Annotated in this window: 16 protein-coding genes; 5 read left to right on the top strand and 11 right to left on the bottom strand. The window is 56.8% G+C overall.

The genetic code is table 11. From position 1 onward, the window contains the following. Positions 1-183: 183 nt before the first annotated feature. The 4 genes from JSY17_RS00820 to JSY17_RS00835 are packed head-to-tail and all read right to left on the bottom strand — an operon-like array spanning position 184 to position 3,724. Positions 184-1,020: a sugar phosphate isomerase/epimerase family protein gene (locus JSY17_RS00820; protein ID WP_206401058.1), complete on the bottom strand. Its 837-nt coding sequence runs from the start codon at positions 1,018-1,020 to the stop codon at positions 184-186. A gap of 1 nt (position 1,021) precedes the next feature. Continuing rightward, the gene (locus tag JSY17_RS00825) at positions 1,022-2,254 is read right to left on the bottom strand and encodes an NAD(P)/FAD-dependent oxidoreductase (protein WP_206401060.1); all 1,233 of its coding nucleotides are present in this window, start codon (positions 2,252-2,254) and stop codon (positions 1,022-1,024) included. A 13-nt stretch (positions 2,255-2,267) separates the two neighbouring features. Further along, positions 2,268-2,588: a MocE family 2Fe-2S type ferredoxin gene (locus JSY17_RS00830; protein ID WP_117164840.1), complete on the bottom strand. Its 321-nt coding sequence runs from the start codon at positions 2,586-2,588 to the stop codon at positions 2,268-2,270. A 38-nt stretch (positions 2,589-2,626) separates the two neighbouring features. After that, a complete protein-coding gene (locus JSY17_RS00835; protein ID WP_206401061.1) occupies positions 2,627-3,724 on the bottom strand; it encodes a fatty acid desaturase family protein in 1,098 nt (365 codons plus the stop codon). Between the two features lie 178 nt (positions 3,725-3,902). Here JSY17_RS00835 and JSY17_RS00840 point away from each other — a divergent pair, with 178 nt between their 5' ends. Further along, complete coding sequence (locus tag JSY17_RS00840) at positions 3,903-4,961, top strand: LacI family DNA-binding transcriptional regulator (RefSeq protein WP_206401062.1); 1,059 nt, start codon at positions 3,903-3,905, stop codon at positions 4,959-4,961. A gap of 679 nt (positions 4,962-5,640) precedes the next feature. Beyond that, positions 5,641-6,594: a DUF2971 domain-containing protein gene (locus JSY17_RS00845; RefSeq protein WP_206401063.1), complete on the top strand. Its 954-nt coding sequence runs from the start codon at positions 5,641-5,643 to the stop codon at positions 6,592-6,594. A 231-nt stretch (positions 6,595-6,825) separates the two neighbouring features. Here JSY17_RS00845 and JSY17_RS00850 read toward each other — a convergent pair whose 3' ends face one another. Both JSY17_RS00850 and JSY17_RS00855 read right to left on the bottom strand, forming a co-directional pair. Beyond that, a complete protein-coding gene (locus tag JSY17_RS00850) occupies positions 6,826-7,344 on the bottom strand; it encodes a hypothetical protein (protein ID WP_206401069.1) in 519 nt (172 codons plus the stop codon). 279 nt (positions 7,345-7,623) lie between these two features. Beyond that, positions 7,624-7,836, bottom strand: a complete 213-nt coding sequence (locus JSY17_RS00855; protein WP_206401071.1) for a DUF6124 family protein — start codon at positions 7,834-7,836, stop codon at positions 7,624-7,626. A gap of 532 nt (positions 7,837-8,368) precedes the next feature. On the opposite strand from JSY17_RS00855, the gene JSY17_RS00860 reads away from it, so the two are divergent. Further along, positions 8,369-9,883 carry an S-type pyocin domain-containing protein gene (locus JSY17_RS00860; RefSeq protein ID WP_206401075.1) on the top strand — a complete coding sequence of 505 codons (1,515 nt, stop codon included), beginning with the start codon at positions 8,369-8,371 and terminating at the stop codon, positions 9,881-9,883. Next, entirely contained in the window at positions 9,883-10,359 is a 477-nt protein-coding gene (locus JSY17_RS00865) for a DUF6392 family protein (RefSeq protein ID WP_206401076.1), read from the top strand. Before JSY17_RS00860 ends, JSY17_RS00865 begins: the two co-directional genes overlap by 1 nt. 78 nt (positions 10,360-10,437) lie before the next feature. Here JSY17_RS00865 and JSY17_RS00870 read toward each other — a convergent pair whose 3' ends face one another. From JSY17_RS00870 to JSY17_RS00880, 3 genes are all read right to left on the bottom strand, one after another. Further along, positions 10,438-10,650, bottom strand: a complete 213-nt coding sequence (locus JSY17_RS00870; protein ID WP_117180964.1) for a DUF6124 family protein — start codon at positions 10,648-10,650, stop codon at positions 10,438-10,440. Between the two features lie 361 nt (positions 10,651-11,011). After that, entirely contained in the window at positions 11,012-11,386 is a 375-nt protein-coding gene (locus JSY17_RS00875; RefSeq protein WP_206401077.1) for a hypothetical protein, read from the bottom strand. Positions 11,387-11,402: 16 nt separating this feature from the next. Beyond that, a complete protein-coding gene (locus JSY17_RS00880; protein ID WP_117180962.1) occupies positions 11,403-12,182 on the bottom strand; it encodes a DUF4198 domain-containing protein in 780 nt (259 codons plus the stop codon). Between the two features lie 312 nt (positions 12,183-12,494). Here JSY17_RS00880 and JSY17_RS00885 point away from each other — a divergent pair, with 312 nt between their 5' ends. Continuing rightward, positions 12,495-14,045 (top strand): sensor domain-containing diguanylate cyclase, encoded by a 1,551-nt coding sequence (locus JSY17_RS00885; protein ID WP_200977868.1) that lies wholly within the window; start codon positions 12,495-12,497, stop codon positions 14,043-14,045. 124 nt (positions 14,046-14,169) lie between these two features. Here the strand turns inward: JSY17_RS00885 and JSY17_RS00890 are convergent, their stop codons facing one another. Both JSY17_RS00890 and JSY17_RS00895 read right to left on the bottom strand, forming a co-directional pair. Continuing rightward, on the bottom strand, positions 14,170-17,286 hold the full coding sequence (locus JSY17_RS00890) for an efflux RND transporter permease subunit (RefSeq protein WP_206401080.1): 3,117 nt from the start codon (positions 17,284-17,286) through the stop codon (positions 14,170-14,172). Positions 17,287-17,319: 33 nt separating this feature from the next. Beyond that, positions 17,320-18,480: an efflux RND transporter periplasmic adaptor subunit gene (locus JSY17_RS00895; RefSeq protein WP_117164830.1), complete on the bottom strand. Its 1,161-nt coding sequence runs from the start codon at positions 18,478-18,480 to the stop codon at positions 17,320-17,322. Positions 18,481-18,654 lie beyond the last annotated feature (174 nt).

Here is an 18,654-nt window from a genome sequence, read left to right on the forward strand (position 1 = left end):
GGATAGCGGTTGACTGTGCCTTCTGTCGGGTTGAAGGGGGAGAGCGGCTGCCGTTCGTCGTTTAGGGATGCTCCGATTAGCTCGCCTATCCCCATCAGTGGTTTGCGAGCCATGGTTTTTACTTCATGACAGCCTTCTTGATTCTGTTGCGGCCTTGAAAATGCATCGTCGTTGATCCCCCTTTTACCCCGCCTGACATTCCTGCCAGATCTCACTCATCAACTGCTTGAGCCGCAGCGCCTCGCCCCAGCGATCGGTGATATCCCGTCCATCCGCGCCGGTGATGGCGTAGGGCGGCGGCCCCAGTTCACAAGTGAAGGACAGACTGCCGGTCTCGTTGACCGGGCGGCTCAGCCAGTCCTCGATGCCGTAGCGCCAGAGCTTGAGGAAGTAGTCCAGCCAGGGCTGATGCTGGGCGAAGGTGATGGGAATCTGCACCTGCTCGCTGCTGGCGACCCGGCCATGAAAACCCCAGCTGTGACGCAGGATGGTCTGCAAGTATTCTTCGTCTTGCGAGATCGCAGGCACGGGCAGTTCCCGGCCCACGACGTAATGGGACAGGTCGGCCAGAAGTTTGAGATCCGGCATCTCGGCGAGGATATCCAGCGTGAACAGCAGATCGCTGGTGATGCGATAGCGATGGGTTTCCACCAGGATCGGGAAGTCTGCCTGCTCCGCCAGCCGCTGCCAGCCTTCGAGCAGGTCGATGGCCTGGCGCAATGTGCGTGGCTGCACATCCGCTTGCAAGGTGAGGTGGTGGCAACCATGGGGTGAAATCACATCGATTGCCCTGGCCAGATCGTCCACGCTTCGGGGGAACAGTTGGCCTTCGATCTGCAGGCCATTAGCCCTGGCTGTCGAGGACAGGCGCTGGACATGATCGTTTACCCAGAAGTGATCGGTAATGCCGTCGAATCCTGCTGCCGCTATTTTCTCCAGCTGCGCCTCAAGAGAGAGCTCGCACCGGCCTCGGTGATCGAGCATGGCCCAGAGTGACTGAAAGATCAGGAATTCAGGCATGTCAGTTCCTCAGCAGTTGCTTGAGCGGGGTTTCGGGATTGGCCAGTTGTCCGGCATCCAGACGAATCCGGCTGCCGATCAGTCGCTCGCAGAGCTTGATGTCCTTGGCCACGCTATTGCCCGGTCCCCAGCCGCAGGCTCCTGTCAGGCATTGCTGTTGATCGAGATAGAACAGCACGAAGCCACCTGTCGAAATCAGGCGCGTGGCATCGGGGCGGGCATTTGAAACCTGGCCGATGGTCTGCAGCCCCCAGTCGTACTGATCGGACCAGAAGGCGGGAGTGTCCTTGAATGGCAATTCGCGGCCCAGCAGATTCAAGGCCGCATTCCGCCCCTGGGCTTCGGCATTGCGCCAGGTTTCCTGACGCTGGAAGTCGCCATCGGGCTGTAACCGGAACTCGCAGACATCCCCGGCGGCATAGATATCCGGGGCGCTGGTGCGCAGCCTGTCATCGACACGAATTCCCTGGCCGACTTCAAGACCGGCAGATCTGGCCAGCTCGATATTGGGTTGCATGCCGATGCCGACAACCAGCAGATCGCAGGCAAGCTGTTCGCCGCTGACCAATTGCACGGCTTCGACAAGGGGCTCGCCTTGCAGGGCTTCAATGCTGACGTTCAGCCGTACGTCTACGCCGTTGCGCATATGCAGTTCCAGCAGAGCAGCGGACAGGCGTTCCGGCAGTACACGACCCGCCAGACGCGGGCCGGCTTCCAGCAAGGTCACTTGGCAGCCCAGTGCGCGTGCAGTGGCCGCGACCTCCAGCCCAATGAATCCGCCGCCGATGATGACCAGACGAGTTCCGGGTTTGAGCGCTGCACGCAAGGCAATGGCTTCGTCATGGGTGCGAAGGTAAAGCACATTGGCCAGCCGGGCCGGCACGTTGGGCAGCAGCCGCGCCCGGCCACCGGTGGCGATCAGCAAGCGGGCATACTCCAGCCATTGTCCGTCGGCCAGTTGCAGACGGTGCCGGGTCGGGTCCAGTGCCGTTACCGGATTGCCCGCCAGATGCTCGATATCCAGCTCGGCCAGCCGGAGCGGATCACAGAGGCTGCAAGCCGCAAGATCCATACTGCCCTTGAGCAATTCCTTGGACAGCGGCGGGCGTTCGTAAGGCAGGTGGCGCTCATCGCCGATCAGCACCAGCCGCCCGTTGTATCCCTCGTCCCGCAGGGTAAGGGCCGCACGGCCACCGGCATGACCGGCACCTATTATCACCAGTGGAGCAGGCATGACGGGCGCTCCTTCACTGGCCGAGGCCGAGCAGGACACGTCCCGCCTCGACCCTGACCCGATAGGTCTTGAGGTTGATGCAGACCGGAGCCCCGAGTGCCTTGCCGGAGCGGTAGTCGAAGCGTCCGTTGTGTTTGGGGCATTCGATCACATGATCCATCACCAGCCCGTCGGCCAGATGAATGGCTTCATGGGAACACAGCCCGTCGGTGGCAAAGAACTCACTGTCGGCAGAGCGGTAAACGGCATAGGTGTGCTGGGCATGGTCGAAGCGAATCACATCCTCTTCATCTATGTCGTCCACGGCGCATACATCGATCCATTGTTCGGTCATGGCAATCTCTCTTGTCATTCTTGAAAGGCAGGAACCACTCAGGACTCGGCAAGCACCTGTTCGGTAGCTGAGGGTTGTGGTCGCAAGGGGCGACGAACGAAGTAGGTCGGGTCCTTGCGCTGCTTCAGGACCGTGGGAACGATCTCTTTGAAGGCCTCGAACAGGGAGCGATAGGGCGGCGGGCAGTCGTCGGCTATTTCGGCATGAAGTTGGGCAAGAGCGTGATAAGGCACCATGGGAAACATATGGTGTTCCAGGTGGTAGTTCATCTCCATATACAAGAAGCGAAGAACCGGATTCATATAAATGGTTCGGCAGTTAGTTCGATGATCCAATGTGTCTTCAGCCAGCCCTACATGTTGGGTGATACCAAAAAGATAGGAAAGCCAGCCGCCATAAATGGACGGGAAACCGATAAACATCAAGGGCAGCCAACTGTGCAGGTAGAGCGCGGTCATGATGATCAGCGCATAGATCACCAGCCAGATGCGGGCAGTCCGAAAGACCTTGGGCAGTTCGGATTCGGGGATGAAATCCCGTTCCTCGTCACTCGCCCGGCCCTGAGCGTGACGCATGACGGCACGCAGGGTATCCAGCGCACGGGGCAGGCTGCACAGGTTCAGAAACATCTTCAACAGACTGGGTGGACGCGGTTCGACGATCTCCGGGTCCCGACCGACAATGATGGTGTCGGTGTGGTGTCTGGCATGACTCCAGCGCCAGACATGGGGTTCGAACAGGCACATGAAGCTGGCGACATGATAAACGGCATCGTTCATCCAGCGGGTCTTGAAGGCCGTGCCATGCCCGGTTTCATGCCAGCGGGCATTGGAGGCGCTGCCATAGAGCACGCCATAGATAATGAAGAACGGCACGCAGGCCCAGCTTCCCCAGAACCAGTAACCGCCCAGGCCGGACAACCCCAGTGTCAGGAACCACAGCGCGGTATCGCGCAAGGCAGGGCCATCGCTGCGCTGCATCAACTCTTTCATGCGCTTGCGAGAAACAGGGCATTGATACCAGGTTGCCGATACCAGGCCCTTTTCTGCAGCAAGCGCTGCTTCGGGGCCGGTCAATCGATAATCCCGACGCCGATAGTGCAAGTCCTGTTCATGGGCTGAATCGTGTTCAGACATTTTATTATTCTCCGCAAGCATGTTTGTTGTTGAAACTTGCCGCGATGTTTGCTGGATAGCATCGCTGGAGAAAAGAGTAGGCAGTTGCAATAAGTCGCTCAATCCCTTGAATACATTCTCTATCAAGCTATCATCCAGAATCGGAATGGCATGATAGTTTTCTATCAAGGGATCAACTATGAATAACAAGAAACGTCCTACGATTGCCACGGTGGCCGAACGCGCCGGCTTGAGTGTGGCCACCGTTGACCGGGTACTCAACGACAGGGCTCCGGTCAGCCCGCAAACCGCCGAACAGGTGTTGCAGGCCGCCGAAGCGGTCGGTTATTTCGCCGCCCGGCTGATCGGCCAGCGACTGCGCGAGCGTCGCCCTCACTATCGTTTCGGCATTCTGCTGCTGGGCACTGCGCAGGAGTTCTACGCCAACCTTGCCGCGGCCATCAACGAAGCCGCCCGGGCCTGGACCGATGCCAATCTCAGCTGCCACTTCGAGTACATCACTGACCGTACCCCGGCCGTGATTGCCGGACAGATCGAACAACTGGCGGTGAAATACGACGGACTGGGTGTCGTCAGTTTCGCTCATCCGCTGATCAACCAGACCATCCTGCAGATACGCGCCGCCGGGGTGCCGATAGTGGCCTTGCTGTCGGACTTCCACGAGACCCCGCAAGGGCCTTATGTCGGTCAGGACAATCATGCAGTCGGACGCACCATGGGCTGGCTGGTCGCCCATATCGCAGGCACACGCCAAGGATGCGTCGGGGTGCTGATGGGCGGCCATCGCTTTCTCGGGCATCAGGCCCGGGTCGACGGCCTGCACAGCTACCTCACGCAACACGCACCGCACCTGCGCCTGCTGGAGCCGCTGGTGAACATGGACAACGACGACATCACCGAAGAAGCCACCCTCGACCTGCTGGCCCGCCACGACGACCTGCGCGGACTGTGCGTAGTGGGCGGGGGCGGCGACGGAATCATCAAGGCACTGGCCCAACTGCCCGAACGACCTTCGATCTGCAGCATCCTGCTGGAATCGACATCCAGCTCGCACCAGGCGCTCGAGCAGGGCGTAGTCAGCCTGGTAATCGATTCGCAGCCACTGCTAATCGGCACTTCCCTGATCCGGCTGCTGGTCGAGTTGCAGGCAGCGCCAGTCTTTGATCCAAAGCGGCATTGTGTTCATGTGCCTTTGCAGATAGTGACGAGTGAGAATAGTGGGGCTTTGGGATATTGAGGTATGGCCGATGCTTTTGGCTTTTGGCTTTTGGAATGGTATCGGCGTTTTTGGGACATACCAACCAGACTGATGAGGTACTTGCTGAAGGCGTGGATATGGCTCGCGCTCGGGTTTGAGATACTTGCTTTGTACCGCTGCTGACAATGCCCGCAAGCTGTCTGCCATAAGTGCTTCGCTGTGGCGTGTCGTAGGTAATATGTGTTGTCTGCAGTTGTCAGCGCCTGCTGTAAATAGCGTTCAGCAGGCTATTGAGGGCAATCTGCGTCTTGCTGAGTTTCATTACAACTTCCCTGTGTTTGTAGCCGGTGCAATAGCTCTGAATTTTTCAGATGCTTAGGGTAGGCAGTTTTAGGGGGCGTGGATTTTTTGGGGGGGGCAATTTTTGCTGAGTATTGTTGTTGGCCAAGGGAGGCTTTGGGGCAGTGAGTTGTGATTGGCAGAAGTTGGCCAGAACCGGTCTCCACAGGCTATAGACATATTGCCAACTACTTCGTAACCTCCAGTCTACTGTTGTCGCTTTTTCCCTCAGCCTCTGTCGCCTTGGAATCCTCGGCTAAATCAGGTCTTGAGTTACAGGTGAATCACGGATGATATGCGACACATATGGTGTAAAATATTATCTCACATGAATTGCCTAATTTTACTTGTGTTTTTGAAGTGTTAGGAGGGGGCGCCATTGAAGCAGCTCTTTAAGTATATGAGCGAACCTCGGGACTTTTTCGAGAAGGGATTTGTTCGTCTTTCGCAACCAAGCGTATTAAATGATCCATTTGAGGCGGCGTTCTGCCGTAAAAGTTTAGATGAGCTGGCCAGTTACTTTGATGAACCGACTTCCTGGGATGCAGAATTTGGAGAATTGAAATTTTCGCAGTATGTTGATAAAAGGATGCATCACATAGGCGTGATCAGTTTCACTGAAAGTAAAGAGAATTTACTAATGTGGGCACATTATGCCAATGAACACAAAGGGATTGTGGCTGGTGTAGCATACTGCCCTCAAATGGGGTCAATTTTTGAACGCCTATTTAGGGCGGACGCCTTGATAAATTCTGCCTGGGGCGAGGAATGGTCTAAATTCGATGGAACTCCTACGCCTGTTTTTTATAGAAAAGGCTTGAGATACCGAAACGATAAGTTTGATTATGACTATTCAAATATCTCAGCAGAGGGTGCCGACAGGGTCCTATATGAGGTTTTTTTACAAAAGAGTGATGAGTGGATTTATGAACAAGAGCACCGCGTGATTCTTAGGCTGGAGCAAGCTGATCGAGTGATAGTTCCAGACATAAGCTCTATTGGCAATCTGCACATACAGAATAGAATAAAGAGCTCTAGCTATTCAACTTTTAACGCCGATTCACGTTCATGCGCGGTTAATCTATTTGACGTTGCAGACGACGCAGAGCGAATGGCTGTGGCAGTGGAGTTGGCCAAGCTAAGCAAAAATCCCAAGACTATATATCTGATGAAATTATCATCTGGCTCAATAAATAACTGCTTGATCGGCTTGAATTCGAACTTCACCAAAGCTGACATTCAAGGGGCGCACGCCAGCTCCATCGGATATTTGAATATCTGGAAAGCCACGAGAAATATGGAGTATTACAGCTTAGAGTTTGAGGAAATATAAGAAGCTAATTACTCACAGGCACTCGGTGCTGGATACTGAATGAGCGTCCCTAAAAGACGATGTGTTGATCCACCGGTTGAATCCACAGCCGAACCTTGGCATTCGCCGATGGCACCTTTGGATCGAAAGACGACCTCCCTGCACATTGGTGCTCACCGGTATCGTCGTCCGGGGAGGGCGGTATCCATTGGAATAGTTCAACCAACTCCCAGCGGATACCTTGCGGTGTTTCTATTTAACGAATTTCAGACAGGCGAACCCGGTCTTGATTTGCAGTTGTTGAATGGGCTCGATGTTTTCCTGGTCGCCGACTTTCTTGATGACGCCTATGCCGCAGAAATGTTGCTCGCGGTTGAAGATCGGAAGAATGCCTGCCTGGGGCTTGTTCCAGAAACCTTGGGTCAAGGTATAGGTGGCGCCGTCCTCGGGCGTAAAGGAGAACGGTATCTTGCAAGCACTGCCTCCTACGGTCTGCCAATAGGTCAGGATAAGTTCCTTGTTCACGGCGACCCGAGACTCGATGTAGTCGCCGTTAGAGGGTAGGGTGGTGTAACCCGCATAGCATCCATTGTCGCTGAATGTCATGGCATCCAGTCTGGCGCCATTTCCAGCCTTGAGGCGAATCGTTGCAGAGGGTTCATCGGGGCCGGGAACGGCATACTGCTTGCCCTGCAAAAACGAAGTGCAACCGCTGATTACCAACACCCCGGCCAGCAAGATGCAGCGTTTTGACGTTTGATTGAGGTACATCCATTTCTCCCGGATTCCGTTGAGTGTCCTGACCATTGCGGGGTATGGAACCGCCGAATAGCGGGCCCCGATGATAATGGATGCGGCGATGTATCAACCAGTATTCAGGGCATGGGGCTGGACAAGGATGTTTTTCGTTCCCGATCACATTTCCAGTCTTTGCTCTCTTGTCCAAGCCTTGCCAGGTATTGTTTCGGTGTCTTCAAGCTTTGCTGTACTGACCGGATAGGACTGGATAAGCAAAGCACCACCCGATCCGGTCCCACAGTCACTACAGCTTTAACGCAGCTCCACCCGCTCCAACGATCGATCCAGTTCAGTCCTGGCCATACCGATCAGATGCACAACTGAAAAAGCCAGATCACGTTTGGGACCGTTGAGGCTGTCGCCGGATTCGTAGGCGGTGGCGGCTGCGCAGCGCAGCAGTTCGGAGATATGCAGCAGGGATTCTTCGAGCGATGGGGCAGGTGGGTCGGGTGTTAACTTTTTCATGGTAAGTATTCCTTATGGGGCCACCGTTCACTCGCTGCTAAACGAATGATGGTGGCGGCTTTGTCGCGGGTTAGCAGACCGGGAATACTCACCAAAAACCGGCGCACCCGAAGGTGCCCCACGCAAAGCCGCCATAAGCAATACCTTGCATGGTGAGTAATTAACACAGGCTGCTAAACCCGGTCACTGATGAGCAGTGACCGGCACAGCCTAGAGAGCCAAAAACACCCACGCAAGGGGATGGGATTTTCTAGGAAACTTCGTGCGGATGATAGGGATGCATCCGTAAGAAATACCTTTCAAGCAAGGCATTTTCGTTAGCATAAGTAACACCGAGGCCCGTCTTGAATGCCTACCGTGCGATGTTGTCGATTCGACCGCTAGTGGCCACTAGTCAGAGTTGGCACTTGGTCGCAGACCCAAGCATGACTGCTTCAAGGTAACCGGTCGGCGAACTCACCTTCTTGAGTCATCAACAGGTCTGACCAGTTTTTGGTAAGCTCCGACTTTCAACAGCCTACAAGGGATAGTAATGGCTTTTGTTATCAGGGAAGGAGATCCCACGACCACTGGAGGTAACGTGGTCAAAGGGTCCACAAGTACAACCATCGAGTTCAAAAAGGCAGCGCGCATCAGTGATCCGGTGTGGTGTCCAAAATGCAGTTCGATGGGATTTATCGCTGAAGGTAACCCCACTTTCATTGATGAGTCCGTCGCTATTGCTACCCATGGTCATGCCGTCCAGTGTGGCTGCCCTTTCGGTAGCAATCGGCTTATTTCCACTCAAACCAGCGCCATGGCTGCCGAAGATGCAAGCGTTGCCATTGCTCCTGAATTTGCCGCTCAAGCTCAGGCTGCGACTCACCTCTGGGCTAAAGCTATCAGTGATGGATCGTATAAAAGTGAATTCACGACTGGCATCCCAACCAACAATCTAAGTGGCTACAAGCCGCCAAAACTCTGTGTCTTTGCCAAGACCTGTACCGTGCCTCCCGAGTCAACTGAGGCGGGCACGGTGATCGAGCCAGTGGCCAACTTTGGTCAGACCGTAGTGATGGGGTCGACAGGCATCGCAAGTACGGAAGGCGGGGTGGCCCTTGGCAGGGTAGCTGGGCAGGCGTTGATTGAAACACTCGGCACCTGGAGTCTACGTGGTGCTGCCGTTGTGGCAGGTACAGCGGCCAGCACTCTGTTGTTAGCGCTTTTGCCTACCAGCATGGGCGATTCAACTCTGACCGAGAAGCAACTGCGCGGGATGACGCTGGCCCCGACCCGAGTACGCTTTCAGTTCAGACGTGATGCCGAAGGCGTCATGCGGGTCTATGGCATCCACACCAGCGCGACCTCGGGTATGGAGAGCGTGCCGGTGGTCGATGTTAGCTGGAACAAAGACCGAAGCGCCATGGAGGCCAGGCTCAACGGCATCACCGTTATCTGGACACCCAATAACGGCACTGTGGTGCAGGCTCCAACGACTTATCCGGGCGTTACCAACGCGCTGGAGAGCATTCTGGTTCACCCGGTCGCTGAGAACACTGACAGCCAGATTGAGGTCTATCCCGGCTCGGATGATTTGACCTGGCAGGATTGCATACTCGTTTTCCCCATTGATTCTGGTGTACCGCCGCTGTACTTGGTCTTCGCCAAACCAATGGTTAATCCGCTGGAGGTAGGCATTTACAGCGACCTGAGTTCGCGCAGTCGACGAGACGGGTTGGATATTGACCATATTCCAGCTCAAGCTGCCCTTAAAAAATACATATTGGCAAACTATCCAGAACTTCCACCGGAAATAATTGCCGACTACTTGCGCAAAGCTCCAAGTATCGCGATACCTACTCGCGTTCACCAGAAATACAGTGAGACCTACGGTGGCCGCAATATTAAGGAGAAGCAGGCAAGGGATGCCGAAAATCTGAGGGCTGCGGTGGACAGCAACTTCGATGCAATCAAGCCGGGACTGCTGGAAGAGGGATTGCCCGAAACAGAAATCGAGGCGTCACGAGCTGAGCTGCACAAATTACATGAAGAACAGGGGTGGTACTGATGGGCACGACAACCATTGAGGGCTACATCAAGGCTCTTGGCGAAACCTATGAGTCATTGCTTGGCCAGGGATTCTTTCCATCGACAAAACCCTGGAAGATATTCGATGACGATGATCAATTCAGTCTCAATATTGAAAACGGTTTAAGTCTCACGTTTCATGAGGGGACTCGGAAGCTTGAAAGCATATTCATCACTCTGATCAAAACGACACCGTCAACTGCTGAGTACAAGGGGCTGCTACCCAGGCCTTTCGTTTCGGAGATGAATCAGTCCGAGGTACACGCTAGCTTTGGTGAACCGATGGCCTCAAAAGGTCAGGTGAAGATGCCAAAGCCTATGGGTATGACGGGCGGCTGGGATGCCTATCGGCTTTATCCTGCCATTCACCCCAATGCCAAAGTTGTCTTTCAATACACGGCAGCGCTGCTAGTTAACACGTTAGTCTTTTCCTTGATTGACAAAGGTCACGACTGACCCGCACTCAGCCAGGGCACTTCCTTGAAGCAGCCTGGCTGGGGCTTGGCGTTTTTTACGAGTATTTGTAGCAGTACTTCAACGCGGCTCCACTCGCTCCAACGATCGATCCAGTTCAGTCCTGGCCATGCCGATCAGATGCACGACTGAAAAAGCCAGATCACGTTTGGGACCGTTGAGGCTGTCGCCGGATTCGTAGGCGGTGGCGGCTGCGCAGCGCAGCAGTTCGGAGATATGCAGCAGGGATTCTTCGAGGGAAGGAACAGGTGGGTCGGGGGTTACTTTTTTCACGGTCGAGTTACCTATATCGGGCCACCTTTCACTCACTGCTAAATGACAGAGGGTGGCGACTTTGACGCGGGTTAGCAGACCGGTAACTCAACCAAAACCGGCGCACCCGAAGGTGCCCCACGCAAAGCCGCCATATAGGCGTGACTCTTGTGTGGTTGAGCTATGCAGGCTGCTAAACCCGATCACTGATGAGCAGTGACCGGCACAGCCTAGAGAGCCAAAAACACCCACGCAAGGGGCTGGGATTTTCTAGGAAACTTCGTGCGGATGATAGGGATGCATCCGTAAGAAATGCCCTGCAAGCAGGACATTTTCGTTAGCTCAAGTAACACTGATCACCCACAAAGCCGCCTTCAAACCATCACGGAATCTTGAACCGCGCACTGACCTTGGTCTTGCCATCCGCCAGGGTCAGCAGGGCGCTTACCCGTGAGCCCGGCTGGTAACTCACGCCCTTGCTTTGCAGTTGATTGCCGCTGAGCGCGACGATGTCGGTTTTTACCCGTTTATGGCGGGTGGTGATGGTCAGCACGCCGGTGACGTTGTCGGTACTGACCGGTTGATCGTGATCGGTCAGGTACAGGTCCACGGTATCGCCGTTGGCGACCATTTCGATGGCAACCAGCCCGGCATCTTCGATCAGACCACCGTGCTGCGGCTGAGGAACGCCATGGGCACTGGCCTGGCTCATGAACAGGGCACAGGCAACCAGCAGGGAATTGAAAACAGCTTTCATTGACAGGTTCCCTCTATCACTTCTTGTTCAGACGAGCGATTTCCGACGCTGGCAGGGTTGATTCTGCGCGGGGCAGAGGTGCCAGACCGGTCGCCTTGTGGAACGAGAGCGACGAGCTGTAGGCCAGGATGTCGTATTTTTCCTTGTTGCCATCGATCCCGACACGCTCACCGCCCTCCGAGCGGTCGCGGTATTCGATACCCAGCACATAGGTGCCTTTCCAGGGCAGTGTGAAACGGACCTTGCCTTCGCCATCGGTGGTGGCCAGAAGCACCCAGCCGGACCCCGAAGACAGCTTCACCGGGACATTGCCCAGCGGGTCGTGCAGGTGAAAGACCTGGAACTCCACTTCATCGCCCTTTACAACGCCGGTCGGCACGATATCCAGATCCAGTTCGGGCTCGCGGGCACGGAAGTCGCTGACCCAGCGGGTGGCCGGGGTCCAGTAGGCGCTGACGGTCTTGCCTTCGTCCTTGACCTGAAAGATCGGGTACTGCTTGTCGAAGGCCAGCCATGAATCATTCTTGCCGGGCTTCTGAGCGACCGTGAAATGGTCGCGTTCGAGTTTCATCTTCAATGGGACCGTACCTGAAGCGCTTGTCCACTGAGCTTCCAGGGCCTTGAAACGATCCATGCCGCCGGGGGTGACTTCCAGCATGTTGCTGTCATATTCGCCGTAGTAGAAAGTCATGCTGCGGTCCGGGGCTTGCTCGAACCAGATCTGGTGGGCCTGTACAGCGGGGGCGGCAAGCAGGAGTGCCGAAGCGGCAAGCAAGGTGCTCAGGGTTTTCTTCATGACGATTCATATCCATTGGGCCAAGCCGACCACAATACCCAGCCAAAGCTTCTGTGTCAGGCTTGCGTGAGCTTTTTCACAGATAAGGTCATGATCTGGCCGCCAATTTTTTTCGTATGAGGCCCAAAGCTTTTTCCGTTCAGGGCCGGAACACGTCTACTGTTTCAACAAGGAATATGGACAAGGGAAGCGAGCAAATCTTGGAAATGATGGCAAAAGAATGGTACAGGGTTGATGCAGATCATGAATGCACAGGTTCAATGGTGAATCCGTGTATGTCGAAGATGTTTTCAACCTGTCTGGAGGCTGCCTTTGAAGAGTGATCTTCGTCTTGCCTCATTGCTGATTTTTGTTGTGTGCCTGTGCGTCGTGTTACTGACGGCATGGCAGATAGTGACGGTGCGCCAGAATACGCTGGTGAGTATCGAAACCAACACCGTCAACCTTACCAGCGCTCTGAGCAACTACACCGAGGGGATGTTCAGGCAGAGCGAGTTGATGCTGGTCGGCCTTATCGAAAGGGTCGAGAAGGAGGGCGTCGGCGAAAAGCAGATCGAACGCCTGAGATCGGTGGTCGCTCAGGAAATGGCCACCCTGAAACCCTTGAACAGCGTGGTGCTGTATGACGCGCAAGGCAATGGCATTTTCCTGAGTAACCGGCATATTCCGAGAATGGGAGGTGAGGACCGCGAGTTCTTCATGTACCACAAGGAAAACCGCGACCGTGGAGTGTTTATCGGGCCTGCCTTTCGCAGCCGGGTCACCAATGCCTGGCTGGTTTCGATCAGTCGGCGGATCGATAATCCTGACTCGAGTTTTGCCGGCGTCATGCTGATCACCATCAGCATCGATCATTTGCTCAAGTTCTATTCCAATATCGATGTCGGCCATACAGGGGTCATCAGCCTGAGTTCGTCCCAGGGGCGGCTGCTGGTCAGATATCCCTTCCACGAGACGGATATCAACCGTGACCTGTCCTCGGCACCGATCTTTGCCAAGACCCGCAAGGAACTGTCGGGTACGGCCGAGTTCATTTCCAATGTGGACGGCGTCGATCGTCTCTACGCATTCAAGAAGAGCGAGCATTACCCGCTGGTGACCACGGTTGCCGTGGGGCGAGAGGAGGCCATGCAAATCTGGTGGAGCCAGGCCCGCCAGTCGATAGTGGTGGTGCTGGTGCTATTGGGATTGCTGGTTACGCTGGGTGTTCGCCTGATCAGTCATCTTCATCGGCGCATACGGGCCGAAAACGAACTGCTGGTTTCCCAGGCAGCGCTGATCGAGCTGAACCAGAGCCTGGAGCTTCTGGCTTCTCAGGACAAACTGACGGGGCTGGCCAACCGCAGGCGTTTCGATCAGTTTCTGGATATCGAATTCAAACGGGCCAGGCGCGAGCGGCGCGCCTTGTCGCTGATCCTTATCGATGTGGATTACTTCAAACTCTACAACGATCATTACGGCCATCTGGCCGGTGACGAGTGCCTCAAAGCCATCAGCCGGATCATCGAGCAATGCATAAGACGCCCGGGCGACATGGCGGCCCGTTATGGCGGGGAGGAGTTTGCGGTGGTGATTCCGGATACTGACGAGGCGGGGGCCTGCGCAGTGGCCGAGGCCATTCTGGATAAGATTCGCAGCCAGTGCATCGAGCATATTTCCAGCCCGTTCAACATCGTGACCATCAGCCTGGGTGTGGCAACCCTCGGCCATCGCAGCGAGCCTGTGGACCAGAAAGGTCTGATCGAACTGGCCGACCGGGCGCTCTATTCGGCCAAGTCCCAGGGCAAGAATCAGGTGAGCAGGGCGTCGAAGTTCCTTCTCGACGCCAGCCCGGCCTGGTCACAGATCACGAGCCATAAGTAGATTCAATCCGTGGGAGGGGCCTTGGCCGCGACAGCCTGTTGAAGTGCGCTGAAAATGTGCTGCCTTCAAGCGCAGGCAGGTCGTCGCGGCCAAGGCCTCTCCCACAAGTGGCGATTGATCGGCATTACTCCTGTTCGATTGCCTTGGGTTTGCGGCGCAGTACCGACAGCACCCAGACGAAGAAGATCGGCACCAGAATCACCCCCAGCAGTGTTGCGCTGAGCATGCCGCCGATCACGCCGGTGCCGATGGCGCGCTGGCTGGCTGCGCCGGCACCGGTGGCGATGGTCAGCGGGACGACGCCCAGGATAAAGGCCAGTGAGGTCATCACGATCGGGCGGAAGCGCAGGCGTGCCGCCTGAAGAGCCGACTCGCGCAGGGAATGACCTTGCTCCCACAGTTCCTTGGCGAATTCGACGATCAGAATCGCGTTCTTCGCCGCCAGACCGATGATGGTGATCAGGCCGACCTTGAAGTACACATCGTTGGGCATGTCGACCGCGGTTACCGCCAGCACGGCTCCCAAGGCTCCGACCGGTACGATCAGCATGACCACCAGTGGAATCGCCCAGCTTTCATAAAGCGCAACCAGCAGCAGGAACACCACTACCAGCGCCAGAGCGAACAACACGGTTGCCTGACCGCTGGCAACTTTCTCCTGGTAGGAAAGGCCGGTCCACTCATAGTCAATGCCCGCTGGCAGTTCGGAAACAATCCGTTCGATCTCGGCCATCGCCTCGCCGGTGCTGATCCCGGGTGCTGCGTCACCCGAAATCTTGAACGCCGGGTAGCCGTTGTAGCGGGCGATCTGCACCGGGCCTTCTTCCCATTGGGTGGTGACGAAGGCGCCCAGCGGAACCAGTGTGCCGCTGCTGTTGGGGACATGCAGTTTCAGGACGCTTTCCGGCGTCATGCGCGATTCCTGATCGGCCTGCACCACGACGCGTTGCTGACGGCCGGCGTTGGCGAAGTCACTGATGACCGATGAGCCGAACGCCGTGGACAGAGCATTGTTGATCGACTCGAAACTCACACCCAAGGCGCGGGCCTTTTCCCGGTCGATGTTCAGACGCAACTGTGGCGCTTCCGCCAGACCTTCCATCATCGCGTAGAGAATCTTCGGATTGCCGTTGGCCTTGCCCAGCAATTCGTTGCGTGCGGCCAGCAAGGCTTCGCGGCCCAGACCGGCGCGGTCCTGCAGGCGCAATGCAAAGCCACCCGAAGTGCCGAGGCCTTCGATCGGCGGTGGCGTGACGGCCATTACCGTACCGTCGCTCAGGCCTGCGAAATGCTGGTTGAACGCAGCCGCTTCATCGGCGGCCGACTGTCCCTTGCCGCGCTCGGACCAGTCCTTCAGGGTCGGGAAAGCCAGACCGGCGTTTTCACCCATGCCGGAGAAACTGAAACCCAGCAGCATCGTCACCGAGTCGGTGCTCTCGCGGGACATCAGGTACTTTTCCAGCAATTGTGCAGTCTCGTCGGTCCGCGCGCGGGTGGCACCGGGTGGCAGTTGCACGTCGACGATCAGATAGCCCTGGTCTTCAACCGGCACGAAGGATTCCGGCAGGCGCAGATAGAAGAAGCCCAGCAGACCCACGATGCCGACATACACCAGCATGTAACGGCCCGCACGCTTGAGCATGCTTGAGCTCAGACGCTCGTAGCGGTGGGTCAGCTTTTCGAACAGATGGTTGAAGCCACCGAAGAAACCGCGTTTTTCGTGATGCCCGGCCGGAATCGGCTTGAGCAGGGTGGCGCACAGCGCAGGGGTGAAGGTCAGGGCCAGGAAGCCCGAGAACAGGATCGACACCGCCAGTGACAACGAGAACTGCTGGTAGATCACTCCGACCGAGCCGCCCATGAAGGCCAGCGGCAGGAACACGGCAGCCAGCACCAGAGTGATGCCCAGAATCGCCCCCGACACCTGGCCCATCGCCTTGACCGTAGCAGCCGCCGGGGACAGGCCTTCTTCGGCCATGATCCGTTCGACGTTTTCCACCACCACAATGGCGTCGTCTACCAGAATACCGATGGCCAGTACCATGCCGAACATGGTCATCATGTTCACCGAGAAGCCGAGCAGGTACATGATCGCCAGCGTACCGGCCAGACAGACCGGCACCACGATGGTCGGAATCAGGGTGTAGCGGATGTTCTGCAGGAACAGGAACATCACCAGGAACACCAGCACCATGGCTTCGATCAGGGTGTAGATCACCTTGTCGATGGCCACATCCACAAAGCGCGAAGTGTCATAGGGTACGGAAAACTCGACATCGTCCGGGAAGTTGACCGACAGCTCGGTCAGGCGCTGTTTGACGGCCTTTACCGTCTCGATGGCGTTGGCCCCCGGCGAGAGCTGGATGGCCGCAGCCACGGCACGCTTGCCGTTGAGGCGCGACTCGAAGTTGTAGTCCTGGCTGCCCACGGCAAGGCGTGCGACATCGGACAGATGCACGGTCGAACCATCCTGATTGGCGCGCAGCACGATGCGCCCGAACTCTTCGGGGTTATCCAGCGTGCCCTTGACCGCCAGGGTTGCGGTCAGCTCTTGCAGCGACGAGCCGGGCGTACTGCCGAAGCTGCCGGCAGGCACCTGGACGTTCTGGCCCTGAATCGCCGTATTCACGTCATCGATGGACAGACCGAAACCCACCAGCTTCTGTGGGTCGATCCACACGCGCATGGCCGCTTCTGCAGCAAAGAACTGAAGCTTGCCGACGCCGGTCACGCGGCTGATTTCATTGTTGACGTTACGCGCCGCATAGTCGGCCAGGGCAACGGTGTCCTTGTTGGTCGAATCGCCCTTGTAACTCAGGGCGAAAATCATCAGGAATCCGGAACTGGCCTGTTCCACCTGCAACCCCTGGTTCAGCACCGGTTGCGGCAGGCGTGCTTCGGCTTTCTTGATGCGGTTCTGCACCTCGACCTGAGCCATGTCCGGGTTGGTCCCCGGATTGAAGGTCACGTTGATCTCGGCAGAACCGGTGGAGTTGCTGGTCGACTCGTAATACAGCATCCCCTTGGCGCCGTTGAGTTCGTCCTCGATGACGCTGGTGACCGAGTCCACCAGCACCTTGGCGGAGGCGCCGGGGTAGGTAGCGGTGACGGTGATCTGCGGCGGCGCCACGACCGGGTATTGCGCCACCGGCAGCGACGGCAAAGCCATCAGGCCCGCTAGCAGGATGAACAAGGCAACGACCCAGGCGAAGTTGGGGCGCTTGATAAAGAACAGTGACATAGAAAGTTATCCTTGATCGCGCTGAGGTCGGCCTTACTGGGCCTTGGCCTGCTGCTGAGCGGGTTGCGATTTGGGGACTACCTTGTCACCAGGGTTGAGACCGGTCATGTTGCCGACAATGATCTGCTCGCCGGTATTCAGGCCTTCGGTGATCTGCCAGCGCGAGCCCTGCATCGCACCGGTTTTCACCGGTCTGGCTTCCACTGTTCCATCCTTGCCGATGACCAGCACCTGGGCCGCGCCGTCGCTGGAGCGCTTGATAGCACGCTGAGGAATCAGGATGGCGTTATCGCTGGTGCTCTGTGGGGTATGAACCCGCACATACATGCCGGGCAGCAGGATGCCGTCCGGGTTGGGGAAACGGGCGCGCAGGGAAACCTGGCCGGTGGTGGGGTCTACGGCGATATCGGTGAACAGCAGGGTGCCGCGGCTCTGGTAGTCGGTGCCTTCGACACTCAGGGTCAAGGCGTCTTCACCGCCCTTGGGCAGACTGCCGTTCTGGATGGCGCTACGCATGCGCAGAGCGTCGGCCACCGGCTGGGTGAAGTCGGCATACACCGGGTCCAGTTGCTGGATGGTCGCCATCAATGTGGTTTCACCCTGACCGACCAGCGCACCTTCGGTAACGGTGGCGCGACCGATACGACCGGAGATGGGTGCCCTGACGGTGGCATACCCCAGATCCAGCCGTGCCGTCTCGACGTCGGCCTGGGCCGAGCGCCTGGCGGCGTTGGCGTTCTGCAGTGCGGCTTTGGCGGTGTCGTAATCCTGCTGGCTGACCGCTTCGATTTTCACCAGCGGTTCATAGCGTTTGACGGTGGCCTGGGTCTCGTAAAGCGTGGCTTCGGTACGCGCCAGTTCACCCTGGGCCTTGGAAAGTGCGGCCTTGAATGGGGCAGGGTCGATCTGGAACAGAACATCGCCAGCCTTTACATCGGCACCTTCGACAAAGTTGCGACTGAGCACGATGCCCGCGACCCGGGCTCGTACCTGAGCAACACGGACCGGCTCGATGCGGCCTGGCAGTTCGTTGACCAGCGTGAAAGATTCGGCCTTGACGGCCACGGACTCCACTTCCCGTGGCGCGCCTGACGCTCCCCAGCCCTGTTGGGCCTTTTGATCGCAACCTGCCAGACCCAAGGCGGCCAGCAGCGTGACAACCGGAATAACACGCCATTCGCGCAACGTACTCATGCTTTCACCCGGGCAACGCCCATTAGTCGCTAAAGTTGCGAATGATCTGTTTTGTACTAAAGTGAGTCAATATTGGCTCATGTGAATCTTTTGTGAGCAATTGTTAATGTTCTTTGAGGAAACGGGCTTTTTCTGCACAATGCCCGCCACGCCATTTCGACGAGTGAAAAGCTA

It is taken from the genome of Pseudomonas capsici (genome assembly GCF_017165765.1).
GTDB classification, from domain to species: domain Bacteria; phylum Pseudomonadota; class Gammaproteobacteria; order Pseudomonadales; family Pseudomonadaceae; genus Aquipseudomonas; species Aquipseudomonas capsici.

What these genes read in the sequence shown, in the direction of transcription:
- JSY17_RS00830 (WP_117164840.1), bottom strand. Translation starts at nt 2,588, where the DNA reads ATGACCGAACAATGGATCGATGTATGCGCCGTGGACGACATAGATGAA.
- JSY17_RS00850 (WP_206401069.1), bottom strand. Translation starts at nt 7,344, where the DNA reads ATGTACCTCAATCAAACGTCAAAACGCTGCATCTTGCTGGCCGGGGTG.
- JSY17_RS00855 (WP_206401071.1), bottom strand. Translation starts at nt 7,836, where the DNA reads ATGAAAAAGTTAACACCCGACCCACCTGCCCCATCGCTCGAAGAATCC.
- JSY17_RS00820 (WP_206401058.1), bottom strand. Translation starts at nt 1,020, where the DNA reads ATGCCTGAATTCCTGATCTTTCAGTCACTCTGGGCCATGCTCGATCAC.
- JSY17_RS00865 (WP_206401076.1), top strand. Translation starts at nt 9,883, where the DNA reads ATGGGCACGACAACCATTGAGGGCTACATCAAGGCTCTTGGCGAAACC.
- JSY17_RS00875 (WP_206401077.1), bottom strand. Translation starts at nt 11,386, where the DNA reads ATGAAAGCTGTTTTCAATTCCCTGCTGGTTGCCTGTGCCCTGTTCATG.
- JSY17_RS00825 (WP_206401060.1), bottom strand. Translation starts at nt 2,254, where the DNA reads ATGCCTGCTCCACTGGTGATAATAGGTGCCGGTCATGCCGGTGGCCGT.
- JSY17_RS00835 (WP_206401061.1), bottom strand. Translation starts at nt 3,724, where the DNA reads ATGTCTGAACACGATTCAGCCCATGAACAGGACTTGCACTATCGGCGT.
- JSY17_RS00895 (WP_117164830.1), bottom strand. Translation starts at nt 18,480, where the DNA reads ATGAGTACGTTGCGCGAATGGCGTGTTATTCCGGTTGTCACGCTGCTG.
- JSY17_RS00880 (WP_117180962.1), bottom strand. Translation starts at nt 12,182, where the DNA reads ATGAAGAAAACCCTGAGCACCTTGCTTGCCGCTTCGGCACTCCTGCTT.
- JSY17_RS00860 (WP_206401075.1), top strand. Translation starts at nt 8,369, where the DNA reads ATGGCTTTTGTTATCAGGGAAGGAGATCCCACGACCACTGGAGGTAAC.
- JSY17_RS00890 (WP_206401080.1), bottom strand. Translation starts at nt 17,286, where the DNA reads ATGTCACTGTTCTTTATCAAGCGCCCCAACTTCGCCTGGGTCGTTGCC.
- JSY17_RS00840 (WP_206401062.1), top strand. Translation starts at nt 3,903, where the DNA reads ATGAATAACAAGAAACGTCCTACGATTGCCACGGTGGCCGAACGCGCC.